The organism is Bradyrhizobium genomosp. III (genome assembly GCF_000261705.1).
Classification (GTDB): Bacteria; Pseudomonadota; Alphaproteobacteria; order Rhizobiales; family Xanthobacteraceae; genus Bradyrhizobium; species Bradyrhizobium ottawaense.
In genome coordinates this window covers 1-12,742 of sequence record NZ_AJQF01000183.1, presented here as the reverse complement: position 1 = coordinate 12,742, position 12,742 = coordinate 1, and the positions used below count along the sequence as shown (strand labels likewise).

Below are 12,742 nucleotides of genomic sequence, written 5' to 3'. Positions count from 1 at the left end.
GCCCTGCCGGCCTATCGGCTCAAGATCAGAACTTCACCTGCGGCGCGGCCTCGACCTCGGTGCGGCTGGCACCGAGATCGAAGAAGTCCTTCCTGGTGAAGCCGAACATGCCGGCGAACAAAGCGGCGGGCAGCTGCTGGATGCCGGTGTTGTATTCCTGGACCGCGTTGTTGAAGAAGCGGCGGCTCGCCGCGATCTTGTTCTCGAGGTCGGAAAGCTCGGATGCGAGCTGCTGGAAATTGGCGTTGGCCTTGAGGTCGGGATAGGCCTCCGACAGCGCGATCAGCCGGCCGAGCGCGCCGGACAGCTGGTTCTCGGCCGCGGACACCTGCGCCGGCCCCTGCGCCGACATCGCCGAATTGCGTGCCTTGATGACGTCGTCGAGCGTGCCGCGCTCGTGCGAGGCGTAGCCCTTCACCGTCTCGACCAGGTTCGGGATCAGGTCGTGGCGCTGCTTGAGCTGCACGTCGATATCGGCAAAGGCCTGGCCGACGCGCTGGCTCAGCGCCACCAGGCGGTTGTAGGCGCTGAAGGCGAACAGTGCGAGGACGACGATGACGCCGAGAACGATCCAGCCGGTCGACATGGAGAACTCCTGAAGGGGGAAGAAGGCGGGCGCTAGCCTAGACCAAATTGGCGCAGGATGAGAGCCCGGCGCAGAGGAGAGGTAAGGCTTGGTCGAATGGGGAGCCGCCCGCGTTCAAGGCAAAAGTCTGGAACGAGGTTAACTTTCGGACAGAATGGCGTCGCCCCAGCGCCAGCGGCGTGCCCCGGCATAGGCGGCCTTGTCGCGACGAGGCACCCTCGTGATGGCGACGCCATCCTCGGTGCAGAGCTTGGCCGTGATCTCGGCCTTGCCGACATCCGGCGGCGCCAGCACGCGCGCGGCGCGCACGGCGGGCGGCGTGCGGGTCAGCGCGACGTAGATGAAGCGCTCGTCCTCGAATGGCACCTCCGCGGCCTTGATTTGCCGGTGTGCCTGCGAGCGCGGCAGGCGCTGGTTGAAATGGCACCAGTCGGGCGCGGTGAGCGGGCAAGGTTTTTCGTGCGGGCAGGGGGCGGCGACGAAGGCGCCGGCTGCGATCAATTGCTGGCGCAGCGCGAGGATGCGCGCGGTGCCGGCGGGCGTGCCGGGTTCGATCACGACCAGGGCGTGACGCGCTTTCGCCCACATGGCCGCGGCGAGCGCGCGCTGCTCGCTTTCACTGAGCTCGCCGATGACATAGCTCGCAACCACGAGATCCGCTTGCGCGACCTCGGCGAGGTTGCCGCCGGCATCGCCCGGCAGATAGCGGCATTCCGCCAGCCGCGTGCTGTCGCGCGCGAGTTCGAGCGCGAGCCGGCTCAAAGTGGCATTGGCGTCGAGCAGCGTAAAATCCTGTAGCGAGGGAAAGGCCTCCGCAGCGGCCCAGCTCGCGGTGCCCGGACCTGCGCCGACGTCGAGCAGCGTTTCCGGAGCCAGATCCGGTGCGATCTCGGTCAGCGCATTCAGGCTTGCGGCGACGGCCGCGTAGGTCGCCGGCATGCGCGCGAGCGCATAGGCGAGCGCATCGGCGTCCGACTTGATGGTGCCGGAGCCGCCGCCGGCGCGGTAGCTGGTCGAGATTTTCTGCGAACGCTGTGCGGCGTCGGTACGGGAGAAGCCCTGCAGCCTGCCGTCAAGGGCGGCTTTCAATTCGGCGGGGAGGGTGGGTGAGATCATCATCAACCTCACATCATTCCGGGGCGCGCGAAGCGCGAACCCGGAATCCAGAGATTGTGGTTCGGGATTCCGGGCTCGATGCTGCGCATCGCCCCGGAATGACGGTCAATCTTCTCAAGCCACGTTCTGGTCGAGAATGTCCACAGCCTCTGACAGGCTGACCGACACCAGCTGCGACACGCCGCGCTCGGCCATGGTGACGCCGAACAGCCGGTTCATCCGCGCCATCGTGATCGGGTTGTGCGTGATGATGATGAAGCGCGTGTCGGTCGAGCCGGTCATTTCGTGGAGGAGGTTGCAGTACCGTTCGACGTTGTGGTCGTCGAGCGGCGCGTCGACTTCGTCCAGCACGCAGATCGGCGAAGGGTTAGTGAGGAACACCGCGAAGATCAGCGCCATCGCGGTCAGCGCCTGCTCGCCGCCCGATAGCAGCGACAGCGTCTGCGGCTTCTTGCCCGGCGGTTTGGCAATGATTTCGAGGCCGGCTTCCAGCGGGTCGTCACTCTCGATCAGGTGCAGCGCGGCTTCGCCGCCGCCGAACAGCTCGACGAACAGGCGCTTGAAGTGGTTGTTGACGACCTCGAACGAGGTCAGGAGACGCTCGCGCGCCTCCTTGTTGAGGCTCTGGATGCCCTGGCGCAGCCGCTTGATGGCTTCGACGAGGTCGTCGCGCTCGGTGACCAGACCCGTGTGCTGGGTCTCGACCTCGCGCAGCTCTTCTTCAGCGCGGAGGTTGACGGCCCCTAGGCGCTCGCGGTCGCGACGCATCTTTTCGAGGTCTTCCTCGATGTCGTGCAGCGGCGGCAGCTCCGCGCCGGGCTCGATCTCGGCGAGGCCGGCGACGGCCTGCGGCTCGACCTCAAGCATGTCGCGGATCTCGCGTTCGATGTCCTCGAGACGGCGCCGCGCGCCTTCCATGCGCTCCTCGGCGCGGGCGGTGGCCTCGCGCGAGCTGGAGAGGGCTTCGAGCGTCAGCTTGGCGACGCGATCGGTCTCGGCCATCGCGGTCTCCGCGGTGGCGAGCGCGTCGGCGGCCATGCGGCGGTCGTTCTCGGCATATTCGATCTCGGTGATCAGCGCGCTGCGCTTCTCGGCGAACACTTGCGGCGCGTTTTCGAGATCGCTGCGCTCGATCGTGAGTTCGGCAATACGAGCCTGGATGGTGTCGATGTGGGAGGCCGCGCTCTCCTTGCGGTTCTGCCACTCGGTGCGTTCGGCGAGGATCGCCTGCACGCGGCGGTCGGCAAGCTCGGCCTCGCGCGCCAGCGCCTGCGCCTCGGCGCGGACCTGCGCGGCCATGCGACGATGGCCTTCGATGTCGCTGCGGACCGCGGCCAGACGAGTCTCGGTATCCTCGCTCGACGGCAGCTCGGAGATGCCGGCTTCTGCGTATTCGTAGGCGGCCTCGGCCTCGGCGCGGTCGGCAGCGAGACGGCTGTGCGCTTCCGACAGCGTCGCCTTGCGCGCGGCGTGGCGGCTGATCTCGCGCTCGGCGGTGGCATGGCGTTCACGCGCGACGTTGAGCTCGCGCTGCGCGGCGCGCCAGGCTTCGCGGCTGGCGCCTTCGGTGCTCGCGGCCATCTGCAGCTCGGACTCGGCGTTCTCCAGCGCCTGACGCTTGATCTGCGCGTCGATGCGGGCCTGCTCCAGCTCGTTCTCGATGTCGACGAGACGGGCGCGCTCGGCGAGGCGGCGGGCTGCACCGGTCGGCGCATGCGCCGCCGCGACAAAGCCGTCCCAGCGCCAGACGTCGCCCTCGGGCGAGACCAGCCGCTGGCCGGTCTTGAGCTGCGAGACCAGCTCGGCACCGCGCTCGCGCGGAACCACGCCGATCTGGGCCAGACGGCGCGTCAGCTCGGCCGGCGCCTGCACATGATTGGCGAGCGGCACGGCGCCTTCCGGCAGCTCCGGATCGCCGTCGGTGTGTCCGACATTGGTCCAGCGCATCGGCGCCGACGGGTCGATCGGGGCATCGAGATCGTCGCCGAGCGCGGCGCCGATGGCCTTTTCAAAGCCCTTGTCGACGGTGATGCCGTCGATGATCGGCGGCCACAGATTCTTGGTCTCGCCGTTGAGGATCTTGGAGATCGTGCGCGCCTCGGTTTCGAGCCGCTGTGCGCGCTTGTCGGCCTCGACCAGCGGCGAGCGCGAGGATTCCAGCGTCTGGCGTGCCGCGACGTGGGCGGCTTCGCTCGCTTGCGCCGCGGCTTCCGAGGCGGCCAGCGTCTGCTCCGCGGTCTCGACCGTCGCGGTCAGCTCGTCGAGATCGCCAAAGCCGCCAGTCTCGGCGGCAAGCTTCTGCTCTTCCGCAGCGACGTTCGCGATCTCCTGGTCGAGCCGGGCCAGCTTGTCGCGGTGGGTGCGGACATTGGCCTCGAGCTGGTTGCGCTTGGCGGTGAGGTCGGCCAGCGCGGTGGTGAGCTCGGCGAACTGCTGTTCGGTTTCGGTCAGCACCGCCTCGGCTTCGCCGACGCGCTCGTCGACACCGGAGCGCTTCTCGACGCGCGACTTGATCTCTTCCTTCAGCTCGGCGTCTTCGGTGTCGAGCCGCTGCAGCGCGACGTCGGCGTCCATGGTCTGCTGCTGGGCGCGGGAGATATCGCCTTCGAACTGGGCAAGGCGGCGCTCGAGCTCGGCGACGCGCTCCTTGGCGCGCTCCTCCTCGCGGTCGAGCAGCTCGCGAGCATTGGTCAGGCGCTGCAAGCCTGCGGCGGCGCGCGCCTCGGCATCGCGCAGCGCCGGCATTTCGGCGGCGCGGATCGCCTGGATGCGGGCGGCTTCGGCCTGGTGCTGGGTGCGCTCGGCCATCTCGCGCACCGCGAGATCGTGGGTCTGGCCGGATTCGTTGACGTCGGCATGGGCGCCGACCCAGCGCAGGTGGAACAGGGTTGCTTCGGCCTTGCGGACCTTGGCCGCGACCTCGCGGTAGCGCAGGGCCTGGCGGGCCTGCTTCTTCAGGCCTTCCATTTGTCCTGCGAGCTGGCCGATCACGTCCTCGACGCGGGTGAGGTTGGTTTCGGCCGCCTTCAGCCGCAGCTCGGCCTCGTGGCGGCGGGCGTGCAGACCGGCGACGCCGGCAGCGTCTTCCAGCACGCGACGGCGCTGCTCGGGCTTGGCCTGGATGATCTCGCCGATCTTGCCTTGGTGGACGAGAGCCGGCGAACGCGCGCCGGTGGCGGCATCCGCAAACAGGATCTGCACGTCGCGGGCGCGCACGTCGCGGCCGTTGATGCGATAGACCGACCCCGCCTCGCGCTCGATGCGGCGGGAGATTTCGAGCAGCTGGCTGTCGTTCATCGCCGCCGGCGCGGTGCGATCGGCATTGTCGATCGTCATCGTCACTTCGGCGTGGTTGCGCGCGGGACGGTTGCCGGAGCCTGCGAAGATCACCGCGTCCATGTCGGCGGCGCGCAGCGACTTGTACGAGGTCTCACCCATCGCCCAGCGCAGCGCTTCGACGAGATTCGACTTGCCGCAGCCGTTGGGGCCGACCACGCCGGTCAGGCCGGGCTCGATGACGAAGTCCGTGGGCTCAACGAAGGACTTGAAACCGTGAAGGCGCAGGCGGGTGATTTTCATAAGCACGCATCTCTGTTGGCAGGCGCGAATCCCCCTGCCGGGACACTACCATGGAAGACAGTGTCGCTATCCGGGTGAGTCGCGCGAGGCGCCTCATGCGGCTGGACAATGGCCGCGGTGCCCCGCGAGGGCAACCGGCCAAAGCCGCTTTTCCCAAGGGATTTATGCCGGGAAAGATACGGATTTCGAGATGCGAATCAGAATCTTGACGAGCGAATCAGCTCTTCAGCAGCGGATTGATCTTCTTGGCGAATTCCTCGAACGAGGCCTCACCCTTGATCTTCTCGCCGTTGATGAAGAAGGTCGGCGTCGAATCCACCTTCAGAACGTCGCTGGCATATTTCTGGTCGGCGGCGATCTTGTCGAGCAGCGCCTGGTCCTTCAGGCAGGCCTCGACCTGCTGCTGGGTGAGGCCGGCCTGCTTGCCGATCCGCGTCAGGGTCTCGGTGGTGTTCTTCACCACCCAATCGTTCTGCTGGCGAAACAGCATGTCGGTGACGGCGAAGTATTTCGGCCCATCACCATTGGCGATGCAGCGCGACAGCATCGAGCCGGCGGCGGCTTTGATGTCGAGCGGGAACTCGCGGAAGATGTAACGCACCTTGCCGGTGTCGATGTATTCCTTCTTGATCTTCGGGAACACCTGCTCGTTGAAGGCGGCGCAGTGCGGGCAGGTCATCGAGGCGTATTCGGTGATGGTGACGGCGGCATCGTTCGGGCCGAGCGCCATGTCGGGCAGTGACACGGGCTTGGTGACGTCGGCGGCGGACTGAGCCGCGGCCTTCGAGATGAACCGCAGCGGCGACAGCCCGGCGAGCGCGGCAAGCCCGGTCAGCGACAGCATCGTGGTGAAGGCGCGGCGGGTGATGATCAAGGTCGGCTCCCGAATTGGCAAAAATGTCGCCCCAGGGGGTCTATGAGGTTCCCGCCCGGGCGGCCTGTCGCTAGCTTGAAACGTAGCTTGAGGCAATGGCGAGCGGTAGAGACGGGTCCAGATTGGCCGCGAAATAAGGCTCAATTTCGCTTGATGGCGGCCCCCAGCCGCGCCAGCGCCGTCTTCAGTTGTTCATCTTCGATATCGCCCAGGCTCTCCGCCACCTTGGCCACCGATTTGGGATCGGGCGGGCCGGGCCGGACCGGTCGGCGCGGGCGCGACAGTGGAGCCTGGCGGAAGGCGAGCTTGCCGACCGCGCTCCAGCCGAAGAAGCGGTTGACGCGCTCCAGGATCACGTCCGCGGAATGCTGGATCTCCAGCGCCATCGGCCCCTCGACCCGCAGCACCAGGGTCGCCGGCTCCTGCGGCTGGCCCTCCACCGGGCGCGGCCATTGCATCTTCAGCGGCTCGGCATGGGCCGCGATCTCGGGACCTGCAATCTGCGCCCACCGCGTCACCAGCTCACGCGCCGCAAAGCCCTGCTTGGCATAGGCCTCGGCAAAGACGTCGTTGAGCAGGATGCCCAGCGGCTTGGCGCTGATCGGACCGGGTTTGGGAGGGAATTTGGACATGGGTCCTTATAGCACTTCGGCGGGCGGGCCACAGACCCGCGGCGCGTCATGGCCGGGCTTAGCCGTCCGAAGGACGGCGTCGCTTCCGCTCGCCTATGTCCCGGCCATCCCGTTCTTCCCTCGAAGAAAGGCGTGGATGCCCGCGACGAGCGCGGGCATGACGTAGAGAGGCCGGTGCATTGCCGTTACAGTGCAGGAATGAGTTCCAGATCCGTCCGTAAGCCGAAGCCGGAACCTTCTCAGCCGGAGACATCATCACGCCCGGTGGCGTTGCTTGCCTGGTACGACCGCCACCGCCGCCGGTTGCCGTGGCGGGCCCCGCCCGGCGAGACGTCGGACCCATACCGCGTCTGGCTGTCGGAGATCATGCTGCAGCAGACCACGGTGAAGGCGGTCGGGCCCTATTTCGAAAAATTCGTCGCGCGCTGGCCGGATGTCACTGCGCTCGGACGGGCCTCGCAGGATGATGTGCTGCGGATGTGGGCCGGGCTAGGCTATTACTCGCGCGCGCGTAACCTGTACGCCTGCGCGGTCGCGGTGACGCGCGAGCATGGCGGCATCTTTCCCGACACCGAGGAGAGGCTGCGTGCGCTGCCGGGCATCGGGCCGTACACGGCGGCGGCGATCGCGGCGATCGCCTTCGATCGCCACACCATGCCGGTCGACGGCAATATCGAGCGCGTGGTGTCGCGGCTCTTTGCAGTTGAAGATCAGCTCCCGCAGGCGAAACCTCTGATCCAGCAACTAGCGGCGACGCTGCTTGCGAACTCCCGCGCCGGCGACAGCGCGCAGGCGCTGATGGATCTCGGCGCCTCGATCTGCACGCCGAAAAAGCCGGCCTGCTCGCTGTGTCCGCTGAACGAGGATTGCACGGCGCGCCTCCAAGGCACGCAGGAGACCTTTCCGCGCAAGGCGCCGAAGAAGAGCGGAACGTTGCGGCGCGGAGCGGCCTTCGTCGTCACACGAGGCGAGGATCTGCTGGTCCGCGGCCGGCCCGAAAAGGGCCTGCTCGGCGGCATGACCGAAGTGCCCGGCTCGGACTGGCTCGCCGGCCAGGACGACGCGGCGGCGAAGCTGCAGGCGCCGGCGCTGAAGGGGCTGTCGCGCTGGCAGCGCAAAATGGGCGTCGTCACCCACGTCTTCACCCATTTTCCGCTGGAGCTGGTGGTCTACACGGCGAAGGCCGCAGCCCGCACCCGTGCGCCCGAGGGTATGCGCTGGGTGCCGCTCGCCACCCTTGCGGACGAGGCGCTGCCCAATGTCATGCGCAAGGTGATTGCGCACGCGCTCAACCTTTCAGCGGGCTCGTCCTCCTGACAGCACGCTGGCAGCAGCGCTACGCTATCGGGGTGCGAAACGGAGGCTGCCAATGGTCAAGACCGCGCTCGACAATTTTCCCAGGCCACCCTGTGCGGAGCTCTTGGGATGGCGCCTGCTCGATGCCCGCCCCGAGGAGGGCTGGATCAAGCTCGGCTTCGAGGGCAAGCCGGAGTTCTGCAATCCGGCGGGCTTCATCCAGGGCGGCATGCTCTCGGCCATGCTCGACGACACCATGGGCCCGGCCGTGCTGGTGATGAGCGAGGGCCGGCTCTATACCACCACCATCAGCATGACCGTGAATTTCCTCAGCCCCGCCAAGCCCGGTCCGATCATCGGGGAGGCGACGGTGACGCAGCTCGGCAAGACGATTGCGTTCGTCGAGGCCAAGCTGATGGCGGAGAACGGCACGGTGCTGGCAACGGCAAGCGCGACCGAGCGGTTGCTGGAAGCGGCAAGGGTGGTGCGGTAGTCGTTACCGTCGGGGCCGTGTCGCGGAGTGCTGCGCGCAAGGCTTATACAGCGCCCGAAGTGCTTTGCCGCGCAGCAAGATGAGTTGCGGCCTCAACCCGCCGCGCGCCGCGATCCAACGCTGCACCGGCCCGGGATACATGGAGTATAGGTAATTGGTGGCGTCAGGGTCGGTAATCGTCCTTCCCTTCCGACCGAAATCCCAAGCAGCGTGGAAGCCGAGAGCGGCCTTCGAGGTTACACAGATTTTGTCAGCGGCAACTGCACCGAGAACGATGGTGCACGATGAGGCACAAAGTCCATCGATGATGACGGTCTCTCCGGAAGTGCGCAGGCGTTCATATCTGTCAACATAGGTGTCGATTAGCCCGCCACGATCGCCGGCGATCCGTATCGCCGCATGACTTGCGTGCATTTCGGCCAGCAAGATAGCCGCCGCAAGCAACCCCGCCCGGAACTTCATGATCGCAGCCTCGGTTATTCGCGTCTATCGAATGGACAAATTTCTCTCGCATCCAAGGATTGGCTTAGATCGAAGCGCACCAGCGGGCGGTTGCGGCCGCTCATGGTCTTCAGCCTCGGCCTGAAAGTGCTGGATCATCCCGGGTCTTTGAAACAGACAGGCGTTGATCTAGGTCAATCGGACATGCACGGCGCGCCAAATGATGGGGGCAAGTGCCTGTCCCGTTGACGGCATCACCCTGCGGATAGAACCGGCACTCCAATGACGGGAGGACGCCCATGTTTCGATATGCTCTGGTTGGCTTGGCCGCAGCCGCTCTTGTCGGCGCAAGCCTTGTTCCCGATGACGCACTCGCCCGCGGCGGCCGCGGAGGAGGTGGTGCCTATCGGGGAGGGGGATTTCACGGAGGAGGCGCGCATTACAGAGGCGGTGCCGTTCACGCTGGTCGCTACGGCGGCCGCGCTCACGTCTCCCGGCCGATAGCAGGGTACCCCGTAGCACGTACTGCGGCGCGTAGAGGCGTCTACCGGGGAGCCGCATACGGAGCCGCGGCAGTCGGAGTCGGAGCGGCGGCGGCTGGTGCATACGGCTACTACAACAACCGTTGCTACGATGCCTACGGCAACTGGGTGTGTTCCAGACAGTATGGATATTGATGGGCCGTGACGGACGCGGGGCGGTTGGACAACTCTTGCCGCCCCGCCTTCAGGCGCTCACGCGCTTCGCATCTCCACTGACGATCGGCGGCTTCGCGTTCAGCGCCTCGACCTGGAAGCCCGCAACGCGCTTGTAGTTGGCGGCGATGTCTTCCAGTTCCTTCTGCGACAGCACGTCGGTGACGACCTCAAAGCCGTCGGGCGCGCGCTCTTCGACCAGTTGCATGACCTGCTCGGGTCCGTTCTTGCGGTTGAGCAGGACGAGGTCGGTGGTCGCGGGGCGGCGCTCGGCCTCATAGGCGAGCAGCGCCGCGGTCGTCGGTCCATGCGCGAGAATCTCGCGGGTGATGGTGCGGGCATCGAGGATGGCCTGCGAGGCGCCGTTCGAGCCGATCGGGTACATCGGATGCGCGGCATCGCCCATTAGCGTGACCTTGCCGAAGGTCCATTGCGAGACCGGATCGCGGTCGACCAGCGGATATTCATAGGCGTGCGGGCAGTTCTTGATCAGGCCGGGCACGTCAAGCCAGTCGAACTGCCAGCTCTCGAACCAGGGCAGGAACTCCTCCAGCCGCGCGGTGCGGTTATAGTCCTCGCGCCGCCACTGATAGGTCGGCGGCATGTGGCGCTCGGCGACCCAGTTGATCAGATGTTTGCCCGCCGCGTCCGGCGCCTTGCTGATCGGATAGCAGACGAATTTCAGGATCTCATGGCCGGCCATGATCATGGTGCGGCCGGTCAGGAAGGCCTTGGAAGGCGTGACGCCGCGCCAGAGGATGCGGCCGTTCCAGATCGGCGGACCTTCATTGGGATAGAGCTTTTCGCGCGCGGCGGAATGGATGCCGTCGGCGGCGATCAGGATCGCGCCGTCGTAAGTCCCGGCGGCCTTGCCGGTTGCCCGGTCGATGAAGTCGGCGCGCACGCCATCTGCCGTCTCGGTCCAGCCGGTCAGATGGTGGCTGGTGAGGATGTTGTCGCGGCCGAGCCGCTCGATCGCGGTGTCGAGCAGGAGCTGTTGCAGCGTGCCGCGATGGATCGAGAATTGCGGCCATTTGTAGCCGGCCTCCAGCCCGCGAGGCTCGCTCCAGATCGGCTTGCCGTGCTTGGAGAAATAGGCGAGCTCGCGCGTCCGCACCCCGCTGGCGTCCAGTCTGTCCATCAGCCCGAGCTCGATCAGCTCGCGCACCGCATGCGGCAGCACGTTGATGCCGACGCCGAGCGGCTTCAGTTCCGCGACGCTTTCGAAGACTTTTGCGGGAACGCCGATCTGGTGCAGGCTGAGCGCAAGCGTCAGCCCGCCGATGCCGCCACCGGCGATGAGTACGGTCATGACAAAATCCCCCTCCGATTGACGGCGTCTTCGCACAGCCGGGCGGCGGTGGGCAACTGCGAAGAGGTCCCCTATGGACGGGGCGGCGGAGGGCCGTTAACCTCGGGCTTTCCCATGAGGTCCGACATGCTCAAGCTCTACTACGCCACCGGCACCTGCGCGCTCGCCACCTACATCACCCTGGAGGAGGCCGGCGCCGACTACGCGGCCGAGCGGCTGAGCTTCAAGGACAACCAGCAGAACAGCCCGGACTATCTCAAGATCAACCCGAAGGGGCGTGTGCCGGCGCTGGTGACGGATCGCGGCGTCCTCACCGAGACGCCGGCGATGCTGGCCTATCTCGCGCAGACCTTCCCCAAGGCGAAGCTCGCGCCGCTCGATGATCCCTTCGACTTCGCCCAGGTGCAGTCGTTCAACTCCTACCTCTGCTCGACCGTGCACATCAATCATGCCCACAAGATGCGCGGTCCTCGCTGGGCGACGCAGGAGAGCTCGTTCGCCGACATGAAGGCGATGGTCCCGAAGACCATGGCCGCCTGCTTCGCCCTGATCGAGCAGAAGATGTTTCGGGGGCCCTGGGTGATGGGCGATCAGTTCACGATCTGCGATCCGTATCTCTACACCCTCTCGACCTGGCTCGAAGGCGACAGCGTCGACATCAACGCGACCCCGAAGATCGCCGAGCATTTCAAGCGGATGTCTGACCGCCCCGCTGTGCGCAAGGTGATGGACGCGCAGAAGGCGTGACAAATACGCGGTGTCGTCCCGGGCAAGCGCAAGCGCAGACCCGGGACCCATACCGCGGAATCTATCGATTGCGATCGGTAGCAATCCCGAACGAGCAGTCTTCGCCAAACCGCATCCTGTGGTTATGGGTCCCGGATCAGCGCTCCGCTCGGCTGTGCTTGTCCGGGACGACACCGTGTCTGTTGAAGCTGCGTCCTACCCAGCCTTCCGCTTCTCCAGCTCCCGCCCCGTCTGCAGCATCAGTCGGCGCAGCCAGATCGAGCCGGGGTCCATCTGGGCGCGGGTCGGGTAGAACATGAACTGCTCGTCGATCCCGGGGTCGAGCGGTGGCGTCACGGTGACGAGGCCGAGCTGTTTCGACAGTGCCGCGATCAGCCGGCGCGGCACGAAGGCGACGAGATCGGTGCGGGCAGCGACGTGCAGCGCTTCGAGATAGCCTGACACGACCAGCGAAATGTGCCGCTCGATGCCCTTGGCGCGCAGCCAGGTGTCGATCAGATCCTCGTTGCTGCCTCGGATGATCACGCCGACATGGCGCGCGGCCAGGAACGTCTCGCGCCGCTTCAGCTTCGCCGCCAAGGGGTGGCCGCGCCGCACCGCCAGCGCGTCGCTGTCGACGTAGAGCAGCTGGCGGTGAAAGCCCTTGAAGGCGTTGCCGATCGAGATCACGAGGTCGATGGTGCGGGCGAACTCGGCGTGGAAGATCGCCGATCCCCGCCATGGCACGATGTCGATGCGGACGTTGGGCGCGGCCCGCGTCACCTTCTCCATCAGCGGCGGCATCAGCAGTTCGACTGCGAGATCCGGCATCATCAGGCGGAATTGCCGCTCGCTGCGTGCGGCGTCGAAGTCATCAGGCACGAACAGCCCGCGCACCTGATCGAGCGCCTGCGCCAGCGGCGCGCGCAGGGCCTGCGCCCGCGGCGTCAGCTCCATCCGCGCGCCCGTGCGCACCAGCAGCGGATCGCCGA

Annotated in this window: 11 protein-coding genes; 3 read left to right on the top strand and 8 right to left on the bottom strand. The window is 66.5% G+C overall.

The genetic code is table 11. The features are described from left to right. Nucleotides 1-25 precede the first annotated feature (25 nt). The 5 genes from IC66_RS0116040 to IC66_RS0116015 form a co-directional block, all read right to left on the bottom strand. Nucleotides 26-586 carry a LemA family protein gene (locus tag IC66_RS0116040; RefSeq protein ID WP_018323315.1) on the bottom strand — a complete coding sequence of 187 codons (561 nt, stop codon included), beginning with the start codon at nucleotides 584-586 and terminating at the stop codon, nucleotides 26-28. Nucleotides 587-724: 138 nt separating this feature from the next. Then, nucleotides 725-1,705 carry a small ribosomal subunit Rsm22 family protein gene (locus tag IC66_RS0116035; RefSeq protein ID WP_038948307.1) on the bottom strand — a complete coding sequence of 327 codons (981 nt, stop codon included), beginning with the start codon at nucleotides 1,703-1,705 and terminating at the stop codon, nucleotides 725-727. A 111-nt stretch (nucleotides 1,706-1,816) separates the two neighbouring features. After that, nucleotides 1,817-5,281: a chromosome segregation protein SMC gene (gene smc, locus IC66_RS0116025; protein WP_038948306.1), complete on the bottom strand. Its 3,465-nt coding sequence runs from the start codon at nucleotides 5,279-5,281 to the stop codon at nucleotides 1,817-1,819. Nucleotides 5,282-5,498: 217 nt separating this feature from the next. Further along, on the bottom strand, nucleotides 5,499-6,155 hold the full coding sequence (locus tag IC66_RS0116020) for a DsbA family protein (RefSeq protein WP_028141693.1): 657 nt from the start codon (nucleotides 6,153-6,155) through the stop codon (nucleotides 5,499-5,501). 140 nt (nucleotides 6,156-6,295) lie between these two features. Continuing rightward, nucleotides 6,296-6,787: a DUF721 domain-containing protein gene (locus IC66_RS0116015; RefSeq protein WP_028141692.1), complete on the bottom strand. Its 492-nt coding sequence runs from the start codon at nucleotides 6,785-6,787 to the stop codon at nucleotides 6,296-6,298. Between the two features lie 198 nt (nucleotides 6,788-6,985). Between IC66_RS0116015 and mutY the strand changes: the two genes are divergently transcribed. Then, nucleotides 6,986-8,104 (top strand): A/G-specific adenine glycosylase, encoded by a 1,119-nt coding sequence (mutY, locus tag IC66_RS0116010; protein ID WP_038948305.1) that lies wholly within the window; start codon nucleotides 6,986-6,988, stop codon nucleotides 8,102-8,104. A gap of 52 nt (nucleotides 8,105-8,156) precedes the next feature. After that, on the top strand, nucleotides 8,157-8,576 hold the full coding sequence (locus IC66_RS0116005) for a PaaI family thioesterase (protein ID WP_038948304.1): 420 nt from the start codon (nucleotides 8,157-8,159) through the stop codon (nucleotides 8,574-8,576). 3 nt (nucleotides 8,577-8,579) lie between these two features. Here the strand turns inward: IC66_RS0116005 and IC66_RS0116000 are convergent, their stop codons facing one another. Then, nucleotides 8,580-9,038: a hypothetical protein gene (locus IC66_RS0116000; RefSeq protein ID WP_028141689.1), complete on the bottom strand. Its 459-nt coding sequence runs from the start codon at nucleotides 9,036-9,038 to the stop codon at nucleotides 8,580-8,582. A 705-nt stretch (nucleotides 9,039-9,743) separates the two neighbouring features. Further along, nucleotides 9,744-11,024 carry a flavin-dependent oxidoreductase gene (locus IC66_RS0115990; RefSeq protein WP_038948303.1) on the bottom strand — a complete coding sequence of 427 codons (1,281 nt, stop codon included), beginning with the start codon at nucleotides 11,022-11,024 and terminating at the stop codon, nucleotides 9,744-9,746. 126 nt (nucleotides 11,025-11,150) lie between these two features. Between IC66_RS0115990 and IC66_RS0115985 the strand changes: the two genes are divergently transcribed. Continuing rightward, nucleotides 11,151-11,771 carry a glutathione S-transferase family protein gene (locus tag IC66_RS0115985; protein ID WP_028141686.1) on the top strand — a complete coding sequence of 207 codons (621 nt, stop codon included), beginning with the start codon at nucleotides 11,151-11,153 and terminating at the stop codon, nucleotides 11,769-11,771. Nucleotides 11,772-11,966: 195 nt separating this feature from the next. Here IC66_RS0115985 and IC66_RS0115980 read toward each other — a convergent pair. After that, the coding region (locus IC66_RS0115980; RefSeq protein WP_038948301.1) for a LysR substrate-binding domain-containing protein at nucleotides 11,967-12,742 on the bottom strand (776 nt) is incomplete at its 5' end.